Consider the following 21880-nt stretch of genomic DNA (forward strand, 5'->3'; position numbering starts at 1 on the left):
ACACACGGCCTAGCACCACCGCGGATCCGGGACTCACACCCCGTGAACGAACGATCACGGTTCACTAGACTCGAACACATGCGCGGATAGAAACGGCCGCGAACGCCGCATGCCCATCGGGTCGAACGGGGACGATCGTGAAGCCTTCGCTGGCCGTCCGCGCCTCCTGCTGGTCCGCCGGCCACGCCGGCGCGGTCATTGCCCTCTGGCTGGTCCTGGTGGCCGTGACCGAGCTGCCGGGTCTCGCCGGCGGGCACCGGCTGGGCGACGGTTCGCTCGCCGACCCCGACGTGGCGGCGAACTGGTGGCCGGTGGTCGCCGCGCCCGTCGCGGTGCTGCTGAGCGTGCCGTTCTCCCGGCTGCTGCTGCTCGTGTCCGCGCTGTTCACCAGCGTGGTCACGACGGCGTCGGCGGCGCTGCTGGACACCGTCTCCGAGTCCGTCGCGATGTCGCCGCTCACCGGCGACGCGGCCCTGCTGGTCGTCATCACGGTTTCGGTGCAGCACATGCTGTTCGCCTTCTGCCGCCGCCGGGAGGCACTGGCCTGCGGCAACGACGCGGCACGGGCCGCGCGGATCGTCGCGAGCACGGCGGGCAACGCCGCACTGGTCTCCGGCAGCGGCGTGGCCGCGGCGCTGGCCGCGGTCGCGGTCACCGGCGGCGCGGACCTGATGCCGCTGGCCACCGCCGTGCTCGTGGCGGTGCTGGTGTCGACCCTCGCCGCGCTGAGCCTGCTGCCCGCGCTGAACGACCGCGTCCTCACCGCGCCGAAGGCCCTGCCGCCCCAACCGCCCGCGCGGTGGAAGGTCAGCGACCTGCCCCGGTTCGTGCGGCCGGCGGCGATCGCGGCCGGCGTGCTCACCCTCGCCGCCGCGGCGGTTTACGGCTCGCTGCGCGTGTTCTCCCCCGGCGCCCCGGGCCGCCGTCCGCTGGTCCAGGACATGGACACGGGCGGTGTGGTGACGTTGCTGCTGGTGCTGGGGGTGGCCACGCTCGTGGTCTACCGGCGGCCGGTGGTGGCGCTGGCGACCTTCCTGCTGAACGGCGTCGCCGCGCTCGCCGGGCTGGGGATGCTGGCCCTGCTGGTCGATCCGCTGCCCGGCTGGGCGCCGATGGTCCTGGTGGTCGTGCTGCTCGTGCCGGCCAACCACCTGCAGGTGTACCTGCTGCACCGGCTGCGGAGCGAAACCCTGGCCGGGATGTCCCGGCGCAACACGGTGGCACACGCGTGCCGCCGGGCCTGGTCGGCATCCGGCGGCGCGCTGCTGGTGACGGTGGTGATGTGGCTGGTCTGGGGCCTGACGGAGAGCGGGGACGTCCGCGAGTTCGCCCTGGCGACCGCGGTGGTCCTGGTCGTCGACACGTTCGTCGTCCGGTTCTACCTGCTCCCACGGCTGGCGGTGCTCGGCGGCCGGGCGAACTGGTGGCGGCTCCGGGGCCCGAAGGACACGCGGTGACGGCGGGCAACGGCCGCGAAGCCGCCCGCCGGGGCGGGCAGCTCGACAGCCGGTACTCCGCTCAGGGGCCGGAAGGGCGCCCGGTGAGGTCGAGGAACACTTCGTCGAGCGTCGGGCGGCGCAGGGCGAAGTCGGTGTACTCGACGCCGGCGTCGCGCAGGGCCGCGGCCGCGGCCGCGACACCGCCCGCGGTGTCGGGCAGCTCGACCGCGAGGCTCTTCTTGCGTTCGTCGACGATCACCGGCGAGCCCGAAATGCCGGTCAGCGCCGACACCGCGGGGGCGAGCCAGCGCGAATCGGCGACGGCGACCTCGAGCCGCTCCGCGCCGATCTTGCGCTTCAGCTCGTCGGCGGTGCCCTCGGCGATCACCCGGCCGTGGTCGATCACCACGATGTGGTCGGCGAGGTAGTCGGCCTCCTCGAGGTACTGCGTGGTGAGCAGCACCGTGACGCCCTCGTCGACCAGGCCCCGCACGATCCCCCACAGGGTGGTGCGGCTGGCCGGGTCGAGGCCGGTGGTCGGCTCGTCGAGGAACAGCACCGACGGGCGGCCGATCAGGCAGGTCGCCAGGTCGAGGCGCCGCCGCATGCCGCCCGAGTACGTGCCGACCGCGCGGTCGGCCGCCGCGGTCAGGTCGAAGCGCTCGAGCAGCTCGGTGGCCCGCTTCCGGGCCCCGCGCCGCCCGAGGTGCAGCAGCGTGCCGAGCAGCTGCAGGTTCTGCCGCCCGGTGAGCAGCTCGTCGACCGCGGCGTACTGGCCGACCAGGCCGATCCGGCGCTGCACCTCCTTCACCTGGGTGGCGACGTCGAAGCCCGCGACCCGCGCGGTGCCGCCGTCCGGGCGCAGCAGCGTCGCGAGGATCCGGACGGTGGTGGTCTTGCCCGCGCCGTTGGGGCCGAGCAGGCCCAGCACCGACCCCGCGGGTACCCGCAGGTCGATGCCGGCCAGGGCCTCGTGACTGCCGAATCCCTTGCGCAGCCCGGTGACTTCGATGGCCGCTTCGCGGTCGAGCTCGCCGCTCGCCATCAGCCGGCGTCCCGCAGGCTCTTCGGGCGCAGGTCCGTCCACGTCGCCTCGACGTGGGCGAGCGCGTCGGCCCGGGAGCTCTCCCCCTGCGCCACCGTCCAGCCCGCCGGCACCGCGGCGAACACCGGCCAGAGGCTGCGTTCTTCCTCGGCGTTGACCAGCACGAGGAACCGGCCGTTCTCATCGTCGAATGGACTCGTCACTGCACATCTCCGTCTGTATCGGGTGGCTTGCTGTCATGGTGTTCGGCTCGGCTGACGGCGCGCTGACCGCCACCTGACTACGAAATGGTCCGGTACTTGCGGAAGCTCAGGAACCCGGCGACGGTGAGGGTGAAGACCAGGGTGATCGCCACGACCACGCCCGGGTGCTGGGCGGGGAACCCGGTCTCGTCGACCGGGGTGCCCCACATCCGGCGGACCGCGGTGGTCACCGAGCTGACCGGGTTCCACTCCGCGACCGGCCGCAGCCACGACGGCAGCCGGTCGGTCGACATGAAGGCGTTGGAGAGGAAGGAAAGGCCGAGCGTGGCCACCGCGCCGATGCCGTCGATGGCCTCCGGGTTGCGCAGCGAGAGGCCGAGCAGGATGCCGACCCAGATCATCGCGTAGAGGAACACCACGAGCAGGGCGAGCCCGCCGAGCAGCGGCAGCACCCCGGTGTGCACCCGGCCGCCGACGAGCAGGCCGGAGGCCACGGTGATGGCGAGGGCGATCAGGCCGACCACGAAGTCGCCGAGAGAGTGCCCGATCAGCACGGCGGGCCGGACGATCGGCAGCGAGCGGAACCGGTCGGTGAGGCCGCCGTTGAGGTCGGTGGCCACGGCGATCGCGGTGGGCGCGATGCCGGCCAGGCCGACCTGCATCAGCGCGGCCGGGAACAGGAACTCCGGGTAGCTGCCGCTGCCGGGCACGATCACCGCGTCCTTGAACACGTACCCGATGGCCAGCATGGTGATCAGCGGGTTGAGCGTGACCGCGAGCAGGCGGCCCGGGACGTTGCGCAGGTGGGTGAGGCGGCGCCCGGCCAGGGCCAGGACCTCCGCCACCCCGTCGCCCACCGCGGACCGGCGGCGCTCCGCCGGGGCAATCACAGTCATTCGTCCTCCTCGGAAGAGCCGTCCAGTGCGGCGGCGACGATCCGGCCGATGGCGGCCTGGGCTTGCGGGTGCATCATGAATTCGTGCCCGCAGTCGATGCGGTGCGTTTCGATCCCGCCGTCGACGTACGGCGACCACTGACCCGGCCGGGCGGCGAGGTCGTCCTCGGTGCGTCCCTCGGCCGCCAGGAACAGCCGCAGGCGCCCCGAGAAGCGGGCGGGCTCGTACCGGAGCGCGAGCTCGCCGTTGTTGCTCATCACGTCGAGCACGCGGGCCATCCGGTCCTCGCCGATCCCGGCCAGGCGGGACCCGCCGCGGCGCAGGACGTCGAGGACGTCCGCCGGGGACAGCTCGGCGTCATCGCCGGCTTCGTAACCGAGGTGCTCGAGGAAACTGACGAGCAGCTCCTGCCGGGTCGGCGAGACCTGGTCCGCCGGGTCGACCGGGAAGCTGTCCAGCACGAACAGGCTGTCCACCCGCTCCCCCGCTTCCTGCAGCTGCACGGCGATTTCGTGCGCCAGCAGGCCGCCGAAGGACCAGCCGAGCAGGTGGTACGGGCCGGCCGGCTGGATCTCGCGGATCCGGGCGGCGTACTCCTCGGCGACGTCCTCGACGCTGACCGGCAGCTCGCCGTCGCCGCCGACGTTCGGCGACTGCAGCCCGTACATCGGCCGGCCGGGATCCAGGTGCTGGACCAGCCCGAGGTAGGGCAGGCTCAGCCCGAGCCCGGCGTGCACGCAGAACAGCGGCTCGCGGTCGCCGGCCGGCCGGATCGGCAGCACCGGCGCGAACGGGTCGAGCACCTCGCCGGTGTCGTCGCCGGACCCGGCCAGCGCGGCCAGGTGCGCGACGGTCCCGTGCGTCAGGACGTCCGCCACGGTGAACCGCAGGCCGGCGTTGCGGGCCAGGGCGACCAGCCGCACCGAGAGCAGGCTGTTGCCGCCCAGGGCGAAGAAGTCGGCGTCGACGTCGACCTCGGGCAGGCCGAGCGTCTCGGCGAAGGCCAGCCGCAGCACCTCCTCGGCCGGGGTGCTCCCCCGGGTCGTGGTCCTCGGGGCGGGCAGCTGCGCGTGGTCGAGTTCGCCCGCCGCGGTGAGCGGGAGGGCGGGCAGCTCGACGACCGCCGACGGCACCGCGAAGTCCGGTAGTTCCCGCGTCAGGTGCGCACGCAGGTTCCCGGTGTCGCCGCGGGGCACGACGTAGGCGACGAGCTGGTCGTCACGGACGACCACCTCGGCCGCGGCGACGCCCGGGTGCCGCAGCAGGGCGGCCTCGACCTCGACCGGCCGGACGGCGAACCCGCGCGCCCGCACGGCTCCGGCCGCCGGCTCCAGCGTGCCGTCGAGGCGGCGGCGGACCAGGTCGCCGGTGCGGTACATCCGCGTCCCGGGTTCGCCGAAGGGATCCGCGGCGAACCGGGCGGCGGTGCGGCCGGGCTGTCCCGCGTAGCCGCGGGCGAGGGCCGGGCCGGCGAGCCAGAGTTCGCCGTGGGCGCCGGGCGGAACCGGCCGGAGCGTCTCGTCCAGGACGTAGGCGCGGGTGGCGCGGACCGGCTGGGGCAGGGCGCCGGGGGCGGCCGGGCCGGTGAGGTCGCCGTCGCGCGTGTGCACCTCGGCGCCGGCGCGGTGGAGCCGTTCGGTGAGCGGCGCGGCGAGCGGTTCGCCGCCGACGATCAGCCGGACGCCGGCGAGGGCGCCTTCGTGCCGCGCCGCGAGCGCCCGGACCTGGTGGGGGGTCGCGAACAGCACGGCGGGGAGCTCGCCTTCGAGCAGGCGGGCGAGTGCGGCGGTGCCGGCCTCGACGAAGTGCACCGAGCCACCGGCACCCAGCGCGGCGAGCACCACGGGAATAGCACCGGCCAGGTCGGGAACGAGAACGCGGCTGCCGTCCGGAATGGACTCCCGGAGCGCGGCGACGGCCTCGGCGAGGGCACGGCGGGAGAGGACGGTCCCGTCGGGGAGGTGGGCCGCCGCGTGCGCGGCGGCGACGGGGGTACCGGTCTCACCGGAGACCGCCGAGCCACTCAGCGCGCGAGCGGGCGTACCGCCGGAGACCGCCGAGCCGCTCTGCGCGCCGGATTCCTCCTGCGGGCGGGCGACTTCGAGCACCATGCCGGGTTCCTCGGCCGGGTCCGCCAGGCGGTACGCGGCGCCCGCCTCCAGCGCCGCCAGGACGTGGACCACCCGGTCCACCGCCGACTCCGCCCCGACCGTGACCGTCCACTCCGGACCGACGCCGCCGGCCCGCAACCTCCGGGCCTCCGTCGTCACGCGGCGGCGCAGCTGGGCGTGGCTGAGCCGGCCGTCCTTCGAAACCAACGCCGGGCCGCGGGTGTTCCGCAGCGCCGGCAGCTGCGCCGGCTCCCCGGAAAAGACCGGCAGCGCGGTCTCCGGCACCAGTTCGATCCCGCTCAACGGCAGTTCCGGGTCTTCGGCGACCGCCGCCAGCAGCCGGTTCAGGCGCTCCGCCAGCAGGCCCGCCGTCTCCCGGGTGAACAGGTCCGCGCTGTACTCGATGCTGCCTTCCAGCCCGCCGTCGCCGGGGCGCTCGCCGAGCTGGAACGTCAGGTCGAACTTGAACTTCGCGCCCGTCGCCGGGAGGATCTCCGGCCGCACGCGCAGGCCGCCGATCTCGAACCGCGGGTCCGGGACCTCGTAGTACGACAGCATCACCTGGAACAACGGCTGCCGGGACAGCGAGCGCGCCGGCCGGGCCATCTCCAGCAGCAGCTCGAACGGCAGGTCCTGGTGCGCGTACGCCTCGAGGTCGGTGTCGCGCACCCGGGCGACCAGCTCGGCGAACGTCGGGTTGCGGCTCGTGTCGGTGCGCAGCACCAGGGTGTTCACGAAGAACCCGACGAGGTCGTTCGTCACCTCCTCCGACCGGCCCGCGACGAGGCTGCCCAGCGGGACGTCCGTGCCCGCGCCGTGCCGGGTGAGCAGCGCGGCGACCGCCGCCTGGACCACCATGAACGTGCTGGCGCCGGACCGGCGGGCCAGCGCGGTCAGTCCCTTGTGGACCGACGGCGGGACCTCGAAGCCCGCCGAGCCGCCGCGGAAGGCGGTGCTCGCGCGGCGCGGGAGGTCCGCGGGCAGGCGCAGCTCGTCGGGGAGGCCGTCGAGCGCGGTGCGCCAGTACTCCCACGGCCGGTCCGCGGCCTGCCGGTCGTCCAGCAGCTCACGCTGCCAGACCGCGTAGTCGGCGTACTGCGCGGGCAGGTCCGCCCAGCCGGGCGCGACACCCCGGACCCGCGCGTCGTACGCGATCGCCAGGTCGCGGGCCAGCACGTCCACCGACCAGCCGTCGCCGGCGATGTGGTGCAGGACGAGCAGCAGCACGTGCTCGTCCCCGACGCGGTACAGCGTCGCCCGCAGCGGGCGGTCGGTGGCGAGGTCGAAGCCGCGGCCGGCCGCCGCCGCCAGCGTCGCGGTGAGGTCGGCCTCGGTGCTCGTCGCGGTGGCGAGCACCGAGCCCGGGGCGGGCGGGAGGACCTGCTGGTACGGGACGCCGTCGACGTCGGGGAAGATCGTGCGCAGGATCTCGTGCCGCTCGACGACGTCGCCGAGCGCGGCCGCCAGCGCCGCCGGGTCGAAGTCCCCGCCGAGCCGGACGGCCAGCGGGATGTTGTACCCGGCGCCTTCGAGCCGGTTGAGGAACCACATGCGGGTCTGGGCGTGGGACAGCGGGATCCGCTCCGGCCGCTCGAGCTTCCGGAAGCCGGCGCCCGCCTGGCCCGCGGAGACGAGCCGGCCCGCGAGCCGGCTGACCGTGCGCGCCTCGAACAGGTCCCGGATGGACAGTTCGGCGTCCAACGCGGACCGGACGCGGCTCACGACCGAGTTCGCCAGCAGGGAATGCCCGCCGATGACGAAGAAGTCGTCGTCGATGCCGACTTCGGCCACGCCGAGGACGTCGGCCCAGATGGCGCAGAGCGTCGCTTCGACCGGGGTGCGCGGCCCGCGGACGGTGGTCCCGGTGTGCTGTTCGGGCGCGGGCAGGGCCTTGCGGTCGATCTTGCCGTGCGCGGTCAGCGGGAAGCGGTCGAGGACGAGGTACGCGCCCGGGACCATGTACGCCGGCAGCTGCGCGGTCGCGTGGGCGCGCAGTTCGTCGGCGGTGGCGGAACCGGTGACGTAGGCGACGAGCCGCCGGTCGTTGCCGGTGCCGTGCACCGTGACGACCGCTTCGCCGGCCGCGGGGTGCGCGGTCAGGCAGGCTTCGATCTCGCCGAGTTCGATGCGGTGGCCGCGGATCTTGACCTGGAAGTCACGGCGCTCCACGAACTCCAGCTGGCCGTCGGGGCGCAGCCGGACGCGGTCGCCGGTGCGGTACATGCGCGTCCCGGGCTCGCCGAAGGGATCCGCGACGAACACCGCCGCCGTCTTGGCGGGATCGCCGACGTACCCGCGGCCGACGACCAGGCCGCCGACGAACAGCTCGCCGATCGAGCCGGCCGGTACCGGGCGCAGCTCGTCACCGAGCACGTACAGCCGGGAGTTGCGGACCGCACGGCCGATCGGCACCACCTCGGGGCCGGACCGGATCACCGCGTGCGTCACGTCGTCCGAACATTCGGTCGGGCCGTAGGCGTTCACCAGGGGCACGTCCGGGAACCGGGCGAACCACCGCGCGCACAGGTCCGGCGGCAGCGCCTCACCGGTCACCACCAGCCAGCGCAACCCCGAGACATCCGGCTGCTCCGCCAGGTCCCAGGAGTCCAGCGCCGCCCGCAGCAGCGACGGCACGACCTCCAGCACCGAAACGCCCTCGGCCCGGATCAGACCGAACAACGCGTCCGGATCCGCCGCGACGACCCGGGACACCACCCGCACCCGGCCCCCGGCCAGCAGCGGCGCCAGCATCTGCCACACCGAAACGTCGAACGTCAGCGGCGCGTTCTGCACGACCACGTCCGATGCCGCGAGACCGAGGTCGTCCACTTTGGCCAGCAGGTGGTTGACCATCCCGCGGCGATGGACCATCGCCCCCTTCGGGCGGCCGGTCGAACCCGACGTGAAGATCACGTAGGCCAGGTCCAGGCCGGCGTCGCCACCGGGAACCGGGGCCCACTCCTCGTCTTCGGCATCGTCCAGCACCACGATCCCGGTACCGTCGCCGGCGATCTCGGCCGCCAGGTCCTCGAAGCCCGGACCCGCCACGACGGACGCGGCGCCGGAATCCGCCAGCAGGCCCGCCAGCCGGGCCACCGGCAGCGCCGGGTCCAGGGGCACGTAGGCCGACCCGGACCACAACACGCCCAGTACGGCCGACACGAAGCCCACCCCGGGGTCGGCCAGGATCCCGACCACGCCCCCGGCCAGCCGGCGGGACAACGCACTCGCCCGCCCGGCCAGGGACCCGTACGAAACCCAGGCGCCACCGTCGGACACGGCGGGCGCCGCCGGCGACGACCGCGCGAAGGCACACACCCGCGACACCACATCGGGACCGACCGGCCCGGTGACACCGGCGCCGCGCTCCAGCTCGCCGGCCGGCACCACGTCCACCCGGCCCAGCGCCACCGACGAATCGGCGAGCGCGGTGTCGAGCAGGTGCCGGAACATGCGGGTGACCAGGCCGATCCGCTCGGCGTCGAACGCCTCGGGGGCGTGGTCGAAGCGGAAGGCCAGTTCCCGGCCCGGGTTCACCACCAGGCTCAGCGGGTAGTGGCGGGAGTCCTCGGTGACGGCGTCGAGCACGCGCACGTCGTCGCCCAGGACCAGCTCGGTGCCCTCGTCGTCCGCGGGCACGTTCTCGAAGACGATCGCGGTGTCGAACAGCTCGCCGGTGCCGGCGAGGGCGGGGACGTCGTGCTGCACCTCGGCCAGGCCGACGTGCTGGTAGGCCGACATCGTGGCCTGCTGGTCGCGCAGGGAGACCAGCAGGTCGTCGAGGGTGCCCGCCGGGTCGAGGTCCGCCCGGACCGGCACGGTGTTGATGAACATCCCGACCATGGTCTCCACGCCCGGCAGCTCCGCCGGGCGCCCGGAGGTGACCGAGCCGAACACGACGTCGCGGCGGCCCGTGAGCCGGCCGACCAGGATCGCCCAGCAGGCCTGCACGACGGTGTTCAGGGTGAGCTCGTGCCGGCGGGCCCACGCCACCAGTTCGGCGGTCTCCTCCCGGGTCAGCACCAGTTCGGCCGACGCCGGCACCGCGGTCAGGTGGCCGTCGAGCTCCGGCGCGACCTTCGTGGGCTCGGTGAGCCCGTCGAGCACCTCGCGCCAGGCCTGCCGGGCTTCCTGCTCGTCCTGGCGGCCGAGCCAGGCGAGGTAGGTCCGGAACGGCGCCACCTCGGGCAGCGCCGCCGCCGGGCCCTGCGCGTACAGCGTGGCCAGCTCGCGGATGAGGATCGGCACCGACCAGCCGTCGGTGGCGATGTGGTGGGCGGTCCACAGGAACCGGTGCCGCCCGGGCGTGACCTTGATCAGGGTGAACCGGACCAGCGGCGGGTGCGCGAGGTCGAACCGGCGTTCCCGGTCCTCGGCCGCCAGCCGGCCCAGCCGCTCCTCGCGTTCGCCTTCGGGCAGCACGGACAGGTCGATCTCGGCCCACGGCAGGGCGACCTCGGCGGCGATCAGCTGGACGGCGTCGCCGCCGCTGCGGTGCCGGAAGTAGGCGCGCAGGGTCGCGTACCGGCGCAGCAGGGCGGCACACGCCTGGCGCAGCGCCTCGACGTCGAGCGGGCCGGCGAGGTCCGCGGTGGCCTGCACGGTGTAGACGTCGACGCCGTCGGGGTCGAACTCCGAGTGGAACAGCAAACCCTGCTGCAGCGCGGAAAGCGGCCAGACGTCCTCGATGCGGCCGCCGTCCGGGGCGAGCTCGTCCAGCTCGCCGTCGGTCAGCGTGACCAGCGGCCCGTCGGCCACCGCGACGACGTCGGACCCCGGCTCGCGGACGCCGACCTGCTCGGCGATGGCGGCCGGCGTGCGGCGTTCGAGGATGTCACGCGGGGTGAGCTCGATGCCGGCCGTGCGGGCGCGGCCGGCCACCTGGATCGCGCTGATGCTGTCGCCGCCGAGGGCGAAGAAGTTGTCGTCGATGTACACCCGCGGCACGGACAGCACCTCGGCGAGGATGTCGCAGACGACCGTCTCGACGGTGTTGCGGGGCCGGCGCCCGACGACCTCGGCCCGGAAGTCCGGCGCGGGCAGCGCTTCGCGGTCGACCTTGCCGTGTTCGGTGAGCGGCAGTTCGTCGAGCACGACCAGCGCCGAGGGGACCATGTAGTCCGGCAGCAGCTGCTGGGCGGTGCTGCGCACGGCACCGGCGTCGATCGGGCCTTCGCCGTCGACGCCGATCAGGTAGCCGGCGAGGCGCTTGCCGCCGTCGGCGTCGGTGAGCACGCGCACGACGGCGTCCAGCACGCCCGGAACGGACCGCAGGACGCTTTCGATCTCGCCGAGCTCGATGCGGTGGCCGCGGATCTTGACCTGGAAGTCACGGCGCTCCACGAACTCCAGCTGGCCGTCTTCGCGCAGCCGGACGCGGTCGCCGGTGCGGTACATCCGCGCCCCCCGGCCGCCGAACGGGTCCGCGACGAACACCGCCGCCGTCTTCGCGGGATCACCCACGTAACCCCGGCCGACGACCAGCCCGCCGACGAACAGCTCGCCGACCGAGCCCGCCGGCACCGGGCGCAGCTCGTCGCCCAGCACGTACAGCCGGGAATTGCGGACCGCACGGCCGATCGGCACCACCTCGACGCCGGACCGGATCACCGCGTGCGTCACGTCGTCCGAACACTCCGTGGGGCCGTAGGCGTTCACCAGCGGCACGTCCGGGAACCGCGCGGACCACCGCGCGCAGAGGTCCGGCGGCAGCGCTTCGCCGGTCACGACGAGCCAGCGCAGCCCGGAGACATCCGGCTGCTCGGCGAGGTCCCACGAGTCCAGGGCCGCCCGCAGCAGCGACGGCACGACCTCCAGCACCGAGACGCTCTCGGCCCGGATCAGGCCGAACAGGGCGTCCGGATCGGCCGCGACCGCGCGGGACACCACCCGCACCCGGCCGCCGACCAGCAGCGGCGCCAGCATCTGCCACACCGAGACGTCGAAGGTCACCGGAGCGTTCTGCACCACGACGTCCGACGCCGCCAGGCCCAGGTCCTCCACCTTCGCCAGCAGGTGGTTCACCATGCCGCGGTGGTGCACCATGGCACCCTTCGGCCGGCCCGTCGAACCCGACGTGAAGATGACGTAGGCCAGGTCCAGGCCGGCATCGGCGGCGGGAACCGGCGCCCATTCCCGGTCTTCGGTGTCGTCCGGCACGACGACGTCGGCGCCGCCACCGGCTGCCGCGACGACCTCGGCGGCCAAGTCCTCGTAGCCGGCGCCCACCACCACGGCGTTCGCGCCCGCGTCGGAGAGCAACCCGGCCAGGCGGGCCACCGGCATCCCGGCGTCCAGCGGCACGTAGGCGGCGCCGGACCACAGCACGCCCAGCACGGCCGCGACGAACCCGACCCCGGGGTCGGCCAGCACGCCCACCACCCCGCGGGAGGGCAGCCGGCGGGACAGTGCGCTCGCACGGCCCACCAATGAGGCGTAGGAAACCCAGTCCCCGCCGTCGGCGACCGCGGGCGCGTCCGGCGAGGCCAGCGCGAGGTCGCGCACCCGCGTCACCACGTCGGCCCCCACCTCGCCGGCGGTCCCGACCCCGGCCGCCAGCAGTTCGCCGAGCTCGTCCGCCGACACGACGTCGACCGAGCCCAGGACCGCCGAAGCGTCGGCCTCGGCGAGCCGGCCGACGAACCCGGCGAGCCGTTCGAGGTGGGCCGTGACGCCGTCGGCGTCGTACAGGTCGGGGTTGCCGTTGAGGTGGATTTCGATGATGTCTTCGGTGACGTCCAGGACGGTCAGCGACAGGTCGTTGGTGATCCCGGTCGACAGGTTCATCACGCGCGTGTGGCACGCCCCGAGCCGCAGGCCGGGCTCGGGCGGCAGCACGTTGACGAACGGGCCGCCGAACGGGCGGCGCTCGTCGCTGCGCACGCCGATGTCCCGGCGGATCTGGTTCACGTGGTAGCGCTGGTGCTTCAGCGTCGCGGCGAGCTCGCCCGAGGCCTGGGCCAGCAGCTGCGCGATCGTCGTCTGCGGCTCGACGATCATCCGCAGCGGCAGGTAGTTCGCGACCATGCCCGGGGTCGCCCGCGAGCGCACGCCCGCGCGCGCCGCGACCGGGACGGTCAGCAGCAGGTCCTTGATGCCGGAAAGCCGTTGCGTGTAGGCCGCCATCGCGGCGATGAAGAACGTCGGCAGCGTCACCTTCGCGCTCGCGGCCGCCTCGCGCACGGCCTTCGCCGTCTCCGCGGGCAGGATCGTCGTGCGGCGCAGGAAGCCCCGGGCCGGTGCCGGTTCCTTGCCCGACAGGCTGATCAGGTCGGGGGTGGTGTCGAAGTGCCGGCTCCAGAACGCCTTGTCGCGCAACCGGTGCGGGGAGTCCTGGTAGGCGAGGTCGGCGTCGAGCAGCAGCCGGAACGGCGGCAGCGCGGCCTGGCCGGGGTCCTCCCCGTTCAGCAGCGCGTTGTAGAGCTCGCCCAGCCGGCGGTGGCAGATCGCCGCGCTGAACCCGTCGCCGATGAGGTGGTGGGTGGTGAGGTACCAGAAGTGCCGCTGGGCGCCGACCTTGATCAGGGCGCCGCGGAACAGCGGGAAGTCCGCCAGCGAGAACGGGTGCCGCATGTCCTCGTGCATCCAGTCGAGCGCGGCGGCCTCCGGGTCGGCTTCCCCGGTCACGTCCGGGTAGCTGATCGGGAGCTCGGTCAGCGGCTCGATGAGCTGCCGCGGTTCGCCCTCGACCTCGACGAACCGGGCGCGGAAGCACTCGGCTTCGTCGGCCAGGGCACGCAGCGCCGTCCGGAACACCCCGACGTCCAGCGGGCCGGTGATGTCCAGGTAGTCCGCCATCGCGTAGGCGAGGCCACCCCCGGAGAGCTGCTCGTCGTACCAGACGTCGGTCTGTGCGGTGGACAGGGGCAGGAACGCGTCGACCGCGGTCATCAGGGCACCTCGAAGAGTGTTTTGGCGTAGGGGAATTCGTCGTCGGCGCCGTCGAGCAGCGCTTCGGGACCGTAGTTGTCCTTGACCCACTGGTCCTGGTAGATCGTGTCCAGGTAGCGGTCACCGAGATCGGGTGAGATCACCACCGCCGTGGCCGCGTCGTTCTCCTCCAGCCAGCCCAGCGCGCCCGCCAGCACCATGCCGGAACCACCGCCGAGCAGGAACCCGCTCAGCGCCAGCCGGCGGCACGCGCGGATCGCGGCGGCCTCGTCGACCCGCACCAGATCGTCCACAAGGGACATGTCGATGACCGGGAACCGGACGCTGGTGCGCACCGCCGTGCTGCGCCGGGCGGCCCGCGGGCCGGGGCCGACGCACTCGACGGCCACGATCCGCACCTGCGGCCGGACCTGGCGCAGGTAGCGGGCGCAGCCGGTGAGCGTGCCGGCCGAGCCGACGCCGACGAAGAGCACGTCGAGGTCCGGCACGGTCCGCAGGATGTCCGGGCCGGTCGAGCGGAAGTGGGCCATCCAGTTGCCGGCGTTGACGTACTGGTCCAGCCAGGTGTAGCCGGCGTTCTCCGCGCACAGCCGGCGGACGAGCCGCAGCCCCGCGGCCGGGTCGGGGGCGACCAGCACCTCGGTGCCGAGGTTCTGCATCAGCTGCCGGGTGAGCAGGGTGCTGCGCGGATCGGTGACGCAGACGAACTTGTACCCGCGGCTGGCGGCGACCAGGCTCAGCGCCACCCCGAGGTTGCCCGACGACGTCTCGACGATGGTCGAGCCCGGGCGCAGCACGCCCGCGCGTTCGGCCAGCGTCACCATTTCCAGCGCCGGCTTGAGCTTGCTCGACCGCGCGAAGTTGAAGCCCTCGCACTTCATCAGGACCCGCCGGCCGACGACGTGGTGGAGGTCGACGTACAGGTCCGTGACGTCGAACTCCTCCGGCCTGGTGATCACCTGCACGACGAACCTCCGCTCGGCGTTTTCGCGTGGTGGGCGGGAAAGGGCTCGCCGCGGCCGACCTTCCCCGCGAGCAGGCCCTGGAAGAGGGTGAGCTTCTGGATGTTGCCGGCGCCCTCCATGAACTCGACGCCGCGCGCGTCCCGGACGAGCTTGTCGAGCGCGGGGTGGTCCCAGCGGGCGCGTGGCCCGAAGAAGCTGCACGCGGCGAGCGTGGCTTCCTCGGCCAGCCGGCACGCTTCGGCCTTGGCCGCCGAGGCGAGGTGACCGCGGGAGCCGTCGGCGTCGACCTCGATCGCGGACAGGTGCACGAGGTGGCGCACGCTTTCGATGCGGTGGGCGAGGTTTTCGAGCCGGTCGCGCTCGGCGCGGTCGAGCCGGAGCCGGCCGGCCAGCACGCAGTCGTGGGCCGCCGCGGCGATGCCGACCGCGATCGCGGCGACCCCGGGGCGCAGCCGGTTGAAGGTCTGCACGCAGGCCCACATCCCGCGCCGGGCGGGCGAACGGTCCCGGCCGAGCACGCGCGCGGCGGGCACCGCCACGTCGTCCAGCGTCAGTTCGCAGATCCGCGCGGCGCGCAACCCCAGTGTCTCGATCGGCTCGGCGCGGTAACCCGGATCCGCCGTGTCCACCAGGACCGCGGTGACGCCCAGCGGGCCGGGGCCGGTGCGGGCGAACACGACCCCGAGGCCGGCCCGGGCGGCGTTGCCGACGTACTTCTTGCGGCCGTCGAGCCGGTGGACTCCTTCCGCTGCCGGGGAAAGCGCCGTCTCCAGCGCGGCGGCGTCGGAACCCCGGCCGGGTTCGGTGAGGGCGAAGAACGTCCACGTGGGACGTTCGAGGAGCCGCCCGTAGAACCACTCCTTCTGCTCGTGGTCGGCCAGCACGTCGACGAGCACGCCGGACATCGACGCGCCCGGGCTGGCGAGCATCAGGCCGGCGTCGCCGCGGGCGAGCTCTTCGAGCACCACCACCCGCTCGATCGCCGTCATGCCGTGGAAGCGGTGCCCGCCGAGGCGCAGGCCCGTGCCGCCGTACTCCGCCGGGACCAGCATGCTCGCGAGGCAGCGGACCCCGGCCAGGTCCAGGTGCGCGGCCACGCCGTCGGGGTCGGCGTCGAGGCCGGCGCCCGCGGTGCGGAACTCCGCACCCCACTCGCGGGCGGCGTCCTGCAGTGCCCGCAGCCGTTCGTCCAGCACCGTCGCCGTCACGCCGCGACCTCCGGCGTGTAGGCCCCGGCGAGCAGCTCGGACACGTCCGCGACCTCGCCCGCACCGCCCCGGGCGAACCCCGCCGCCCCCAGCAGGCGCAGCAGGACCCGGTCGGCCTCGGTGAGCCGGGTGTGCAGGTAGGACAGTGCGGCCGGGGCCGAGGCGTCCGCGGTCAGGGCCGCCCGCACCTGGAGCTGCCCGGTCAGCGCCTCGGCGACCGCGCCCTGGACCAGCTGGCGGCGCAGCAGCGTCGTGTCGCCGCTCTGCCGGCCGCCGAGGTAGCCCAGCGCCGCGTCGAGCAGCGCGCCGGACAGACCCAGCCGCAGCCACACCGACCCGATCGCCAGGACCGGGCCGGCGGGGCCCGCGGGCCGGCCGGTGCGGGCGAGGACCACGGTGCCGCCCGGCAGCTCCGCGGTCCGGACCACGAGCACGTCGCCGTCCACCGGCCCGGCCGGCAGGACCGCGAAACCGCCGGTGCCGAACACCGGCGCCCCCGCCGGCAGCGCGGCGTGCAGCGCCGCCAGCGCCGGGGCCATCCCTTCCGCGCGCGCGATGTCGTGGCACCGCAGCCAGGTCGCCGTGATCGGCGGCGAGATCGTGGTCATCGCTCAGGCGGCCATTTCCGCCGAGACGAACCGGGCCAGCGACCCCACCGATTCGAAGTGGCTCATTTCCAGGTTCTCCGCGTCGAATTCGATGCCCAGCGCCTCTTCCAGCTGCATCAGCAGTTCCAGCACGCCGGTGGAGTCGAGGCCCGCGTCCGCGAGCCGGGTCTCCGGGCCGAGGTCGGACACCTCCGTCTCCAGCACGGATTCGAGCGCGGCGCAGATCCCCGCGACGACGCGGTCGTCCAGGATCTCCGTCGGTTCAGCCACGGTTTCGGTCACAATCCTCACCATTCCCTTCGTCAAGACAGCAGTCATCACCACGGGCCCGGAACCGGGCCTCGAGTTCTTCGGTTCGCTTCCCTAGCCCGCGACGACCCGGTCCAGCAGGGCGAGGCCACGCGCCTCGCGCCGCCGCAGGCCGCGGGAGGTGCGCAGCGGGTCCCAGCCCGGTTCGCGGTCCGGGAGGAGCTCGGGGTTCCCCAGCGGGCCGTCCGCGAGGACCGGCCGGCCGAGGATCGTCGACGCGCAGAGCGCTCCCCCGGTGGCGCAGCCGACGATGCCGCCCCCGTGCAGGATGCTCTGGCCGGTCAGGTAGAGACCTTCGACGCCCGAACCGATATCGGGTCGTTGCCCGACGCGGCCCCACGTCTGCAGGCCGTAGGCCGTGCCCCCGGTCGAAAGCGTGTAGCGCTCCTGGGTCAGCGGCGTCGACGTTTCGGCGTGCACCACGTTCGCGCGGAACGGCCCGATCGCCGCCTCGGCCAGGTCCAGCAGCTGCTCGGTCAGCCGGTCCTTGGCGCCGACGTAGGCCGGTTCGCGCCGGTACCGGGCCCCGTGCGCGGGACCGTCGGCGAGTCCCCAGGGCGCGTACCCCGGCGGGCAGGCGGTCATGATCTGGAAGTTCGTGTGCCCCGGCGGGCACGCCGCGCCCGGCACCGGGTCTTTCAGCGAAGCGAAGGACAGGAACGCGAACGGCAGTTCGTCGAGGCTGCCCGACTCCACCTTCGCGTAGGCGGCGTCGACGTCTTCGTCCGGCCAGTACCAGATGTTCGCGCTGGGCACGTCGAGTTCCTTGTCGAGGGCGACGTAGCAGACCGCCAGCGGCAGGCGCATCGTCGCCGTCTCGGCGCGGGACACCACGGGGTCGGGCAGGTTTTCCCGGCCACCGCACAGTTCCAGCACCGTGCGGCAGTAGTCCGCATTGGACACGACCACCGGCGCGCGGTGGACCGTGCCGTCGGTCAGCCGGACGCCGGCCGCCTTGCCGTCCTCGATCAGGATCCGGTCGACCCGCGTGCGGGTGAGCAGGGTGCCGCCGTGCGACTCCAGCAGCTCGACAAACGACGCGGCGATCACCTGCCCGCCGCCCTCCGGGTAGTAGGCGCCGCGGAGGTAGTCGTCGAGCATCATGGTGTGCGCGATGACGAGCGTGCTCGCCGGGGCCGAGCCGTAGTTGCCGGACTGGGCGGCCAGCACGGTGCGCGCCCGGGCCGAGAGGCCGCAGTGGTCGAACAGCTGCGCCAGCGTCCGGCGGCCCCAGCGCAGCATCACGGCCGGCACCTTCGCCGCCGGGCCCGCCGCGAAGGCGGACTGGCGGCACGCCTGCGCGATCGCCGAGCAGATGCCGATGTAGCGGGTGATGCCCTCGGCCTCCGCGGGCAGCGCGGCCCGCAGCCGGTCGGCGTAGCGGTCCCAGCCGGCCGGCACGTCCACCGTGACGCTCGGCAGCACGATCCGGTCGAAGCCGTCGGGGTCCATCGGGTGGAAGCGCACGCGGTCGCCGAGGCCGAGCCCGGTGAGCACCCGCGGCAGGAGGCCGTCCGGTCCGCAGTCGCCGAGGTAGTGCACCCCGACGTCGAACTGGTAGGCCCGCCGCCGCCGGAACACGTGGCTGTTGCCGCCCGCGACGTCGTGCTGTTCGAGCACGAGCACCCGCATCCCGCCGGCCACCAGGTATCCGGCACACACGAGGCCGCCGATGCCGGATCCGACCACGATGGCGTCCCAGCGACCGGCGGCCGTCTCTTCTGTGTCCACGCCCCGACGCTATGCCGGAGCGGTGACCTCGGGCTGACCGCGCGCTGACAATCTGGGGGAGAGTTCGTCAGCGCCTCACTGGGGTCCCCGGCCCGCCCGAGGTCACCTTATTCAGGGGCGAGCGTCGAAGGCGACGGCCTGGTGCGCAACGTGAACCACGTCGGCGCACAGGTGGCCACCACCGTCAGCACGACGGCCAGCCCGAGTATCACAAGATATATCCACAAAGGACCGGACGGGAAGGGGCTGTCCGAGACCGCCGCGCTGAAGGGCACCAGCATCGACGCGGCGACCAGCGTGCCGAGGAAAACCCCGATGGCGGCCACGATCCCCGCTTCCACGGCCATCATCCGCATCACCTGCCCGCGGGTCGACCCGATGAGCCGCTGCAGCCCGAACTCCCGCCGCCGGTCCGCCGTCGCCATCACCAGCGTGTTCACCATGGAAATGGCGGCGTACACGAGCAGGAGCCCGACGATCAGGTAGTTGACCCAGGCATTGGCCTGGACCTCCGCGACGAACGCCTTGGTGAGCGCCTCCCGGCCGGCCACCTGCACGCCGTCCGTTCCCCCGACCTGGCTGCGCAACGCGGTGAGCAGGTCGGCTTCGGCGGTCCCGGGTTTCGCCATGACGAGGATCCGGTCGGCCGAGCCGGCGGCCGTGTGCGGGGCCAGGGTGTCGGCCGGCATCAGCGCGGACGCCGAGGCCGCCGTGGTCCGCAGCGTCGCGACGACGTCCAGAGTGGCCAGCGAGCCGTCGCCCAGCCGCATCACGATCTTGGCGCCGACCCCGACCCCGAGCCGCTGCGCGAGGTCCGACGGCAGGGCGATCGTGTTGCCGTGCAGGTCGTCGAGCTTCCCGGTGGCGACGATGCTCCCCCAGGCCGGCGCGATGCCGTCGGCGGTGACCCCGGTGAGGTCCACGCCGTCCTCGTCCTGCGTCGAGTCCGACGGCTTTTCGTTGTACCCCTTGCTGGTCACGAAGGCCGTGGCGCCGCCGACCCCGGGGGCCTGCTGCACCTTGGCGAGCAGGTCCGGGGGCAGGTCGCCGGTCGCGGACGTCACCACGGCGTCGGCGAGCAGCGAGTCGGAGTACTGCTTCTCCGCGACCGCCACCTCGGTGGTCTGGAAGTACAGCATGAAGATCGCCAGGCCGGTGGCGAGCATGATCGGCGTGACCGCGCCGGCCATCGGCATCCAGCGGGCGCGCGCGTTCAGCGAGGCCAGGTAGCCGGGCAGGCCGCCGAGCGCGTCGATCGGCCGGCGCACCAGCCCGACCAGGAGCTTGGTCAGGCCGGGCGCGAACAACGCCACCGCGGTCGCCACCAGCGTGACGGCCGGGCCGGCCGTGCTCGCCGCGAGCGGGCCGTCGACCACCGTGATCGTCAGGTAGGCCAGCGCCACCGCGCCGATCAGGCTCGACACGCCGAGCCACAGCCGCGTCGGGGTCAGCCAGCGCGTGGGGATCGCCGTCTCCCGCATGGCTTCCACGGGCCGGGTGCGGCCCGCGTACCGGGCGGCGACGAACGCGGCGCCCCACGCCGAGCTCAGGCCGACGACCGCGGCGGCGACGACCGGGTAGAAGCCCTGCTCGAACTTGAGCACCGGCTGGATCACGCCGAACCCGGTCAGCCGGCCGAAGAGCCAGTCGCCGAGCAGCATGCCCGGGAAGATCGCCAGCGCGGTGCCGAGCGTGCCGATGATCATCGACTCGCCGGTGATCATCCGGCTCAGCTGGCGCGGGGTCGCGCCGATCGCCCGCAGCATGGCCACCTCGCGGCGGCGCTGCTGCACCGAAAGCGTCAGCGTGCTCGCGACGACGAACATCGCGACCTGCGCCGCGAGGCCGCCGAACACGGCCGCGAGGATGATCAGCAGCTCGCCGTCGCCGGCCGCCCTGGCGAACTCGGCCGAGCCACGGGCGTCGCCGGTCAGGGTCACCGCGTGCTGGTCGTGCACCGCGGTCGCGATCTGCGCGCTGACGGCGTTGACGTCGGCGCCGGGCGCGAGCTGCACCCCGAAGGCGTCGACCCGCCCGGCCGCGGGCCGCAGCCCGCCGGCTTCCGCGGGTGAGAAGAACACCGCGTCGCCCGCCATCCGGCGGCCGGCGTCGGCGATGCCGGTGACCTGGTAGGAGTGGACGCCACCGCGGACGGCGACGTCGACCTTGCTGCCGGCGTGCGCGCCGATCCGGCCCGCGGTGGCGGAGTCGAGCACGACCTCGCCCTCGCGGATCGGGGCCACGCCGTCGGTCAGCCGGTAGGGCGCCAGCTCCGCGGAAACCCAGCTGTGGCCGGCCTGCGTACCGGGCACGGACGAGCCACCGGTGTCGGCGAGCACGTCGGCGTGGAAGGAGACGTCCGGGACCACGTGGGCGACACCGGGGATCCCGCCGATCGTGTTCGCCAGGCCCTCGTCGAGCCGGACGCGCTCGGACAGCGTCGCGGTCTCGTGGTCGGCGTCTTCGCCGTGGCCGACCGTCGGCAGGTCGTAGGACTGGTTGCCCGCCACCACGATCGGCGCGGCGGCCAGCCGCTGCGGCGGGATCACGGTCCGGATGCCGGTTTCCATCAGGCCGCCGCAGGCGAGCATGACGGCGGTGCCGACGAACACCGAGACGAGGGTGGCGATGAAACCACCGGTGCGGTAGCGCAGGGTGCGCAGGACGAGTGCCAGCATCAGCGCGTCAGCTCACTCAGCCAGGGTCCCTCCGGGGACCGTTGTTCGGTCCGGGCGACCAGGGCGGTCATCCGGCGGGCCACCTCGTCGGGGTTCGGCTGCCGCAGCTCGTCGACGACGCGGCCGTCGGCGAGGAACAGCACGCGGTCGGCGTACGAGGCGGCGACCGGGTCGTGGGTGACCATCACGATGGTCTGCCGGGACACGTGCTTCGCTTCCCGCAGCAGGGTAAGGACTTCCTGCGCGGACCGGGTGTCCAGGGCGCCGGTCGGCTCGTCGGCGAAGATGACCTCGGGGTGGGTGACCAGCGCCCGCGCGATCGCCACCCGCTGCTGCTGCCCGCCGGACAGTTCCGAGGGCCGGTGGTGGCGCCGCTTGCCGAGCCCGACCTGCTCGATGACGCGGCGCACGAGGGCCGGGTCGGCCCGCCGTCCCGCCAGCCGCAACGGCAGCGTCACGTTCTGCTCGACGTCGAGCGCCGGCAGCAGGTTGAAGGCCTGGAACACGAACCCGATCCGGTCGCGCCGCAGCTTGGTCAGCTCGACCTCGCGCATCACGCTGAGGTCCGTGCCGCCGAGGGTGACCGTGCCGGACGTCGGCTTGTCCAGGCCGGCCGCGCAGTGCAGCAGCGTGCTCTTGCCCGACCCCGACGGCCCCATCACGGCGGTGAACGTGCCGCCGGCGAAGCCCGCCGTCACGTTGTCGAGGGCGAGGACCTGGGCGCGGTCCTTGCCGTACGCCTTGCGTACGGACAGCAGCCGCACGACTTCGACCGTGTCGCCTTGCTGGTACATCTG

12 protein-coding genes are annotated in these 21880 nt (G+C 73.7%); 1 reads left to right on the forward strand and 11 read right to left on the reverse strand.

From position 1 onward, the window contains the following. Positions 1 to 137: 137 nt before the first annotated feature. Positions 138 to 1457, forward strand: coding sequence for an MMPL family transporter (locus ABZW17_RS24130; RefSeq protein WP_354818223.1), 1320 nt, complete (start codon positions 138 to 140; stop codon positions 1455 to 1457). A 61-nt stretch (positions 1458 to 1518) separates the two neighbouring features. On the opposite strand, the gene ABZW17_RS24135 is transcribed toward ABZW17_RS24130, so the two are convergent. From ABZW17_RS24135 to ABZW17_RS24185, 11 genes are all read right to left on the reverse strand, one after another. Continuing rightward, on the reverse strand, positions 1519 to 2484 hold the full coding sequence (locus ABZW17_RS24135) for an ATP-binding cassette domain-containing protein (protein ID WP_354818226.1): 966 nt from the start codon (positions 2482 to 2484) through the stop codon (positions 1519 to 1521). Next, positions 2484 to 2687, reverse strand: coding sequence for an MbtH family protein (locus tag ABZW17_RS24140; RefSeq protein WP_103349347.1), 204 nt, complete (start codon positions 2685 to 2687; stop codon positions 2484 to 2486). Before ABZW17_RS24140 ends, ABZW17_RS24135 begins: the two co-directional genes overlap by 1 nt. Positions 2688 to 2764: 77 nt before the next feature. Beyond that, complete coding sequence (locus ABZW17_RS24145; protein ID WP_354818229.1) at positions 2765 to 3583, reverse strand: ABC transporter permease; 819 nt, start codon at positions 3581 to 3583, stop codon at positions 2765 to 2767. Then, positions 3580 to 13584 carry an amino acid adenylation domain-containing protein gene (locus tag ABZW17_RS24150; RefSeq protein ID WP_354818232.1) on the reverse strand — a complete coding sequence of 3335 codons (10005 nt, stop codon included), beginning with the start codon at positions 13582 to 13584 and terminating at the stop codon, positions 3580 to 3582. Before ABZW17_RS24150 ends, ABZW17_RS24145 begins: the two co-directional genes overlap by 4 nt. Beyond that, positions 13584 to 14549 (reverse strand): pyridoxal-phosphate dependent enzyme, encoded by a 966-nt coding sequence (locus ABZW17_RS24155; protein WP_354818235.1) that lies wholly within the window; start codon positions 14547 to 14549, stop codon positions 13584 to 13586. The genes ABZW17_RS24150 and ABZW17_RS24155 overlap by 1 nt, the downstream gene beginning before the upstream one ends. Then, positions 14540 to 15757: an acyl-CoA dehydrogenase family protein gene (locus ABZW17_RS24160; protein WP_354818238.1), complete on the reverse strand. Its 1218-nt coding sequence runs from the start codon at positions 15755 to 15757 to the stop codon at positions 14540 to 14542. The genes ABZW17_RS24155 and ABZW17_RS24160 overlap by 10 nt, the downstream gene beginning before the upstream one ends. Further along, entirely contained in the window at positions 15754 to 16365 is a 612-nt protein-coding gene (locus tag ABZW17_RS24165; protein ID WP_354818241.1) for a DUF2786 domain-containing protein, read from the reverse strand. Before ABZW17_RS24165 ends, ABZW17_RS24160 begins: the two co-directional genes overlap by 4 nt. Before the next feature lie 3 nt (positions 16366 to 16368). Next, positions 16369 to 16635, reverse strand: a complete 267-nt coding sequence (locus ABZW17_RS24170; RefSeq protein WP_354818244.1) for an acyl carrier protein — start codon at positions 16633 to 16635, stop codon at positions 16369 to 16371. A gap of 93 nt (positions 16636 to 16728) precedes the next feature. Then, positions 16729 to 18405 carry an NAD(P)/FAD-dependent oxidoreductase gene (locus ABZW17_RS24175; RefSeq protein ID WP_354818247.1) on the reverse strand — a complete coding sequence of 559 codons (1677 nt, stop codon included), beginning with the start codon at positions 18403 to 18405 and terminating at the stop codon, positions 16729 to 16731. 107 nt (positions 18406 to 18512) lie between these two features. Then, complete coding sequence (locus ABZW17_RS24180; protein WP_354818250.1) at positions 18513 to 21083, reverse strand: FtsX-like permease family protein; 2571 nt, start codon at positions 21081 to 21083, stop codon at positions 18513 to 18515. Continuing rightward, positions 21083 to 21877 carry an ABC transporter ATP-binding protein gene (locus tag ABZW17_RS24185; RefSeq protein ID WP_354818253.1) on the reverse strand — a complete coding sequence of 265 codons (795 nt, stop codon included), beginning with the start codon at positions 21875 to 21877 and terminating at the stop codon, positions 21083 to 21085. The genes ABZW17_RS24180 and ABZW17_RS24185 overlap by 1 nt, the downstream gene beginning before the upstream one ends. Positions 21878 to 21880 lie beyond the last annotated feature (3 nt).

The sequence above is a fragment of the Amycolatopsis sp. NPDC004625 genome (assembly GCF_040609695.1).
Taxonomy (GTDB): domain Bacteria; phylum Actinomycetota; class Actinomycetes; order Mycobacteriales; family Pseudonocardiaceae; genus Amycolatopsis.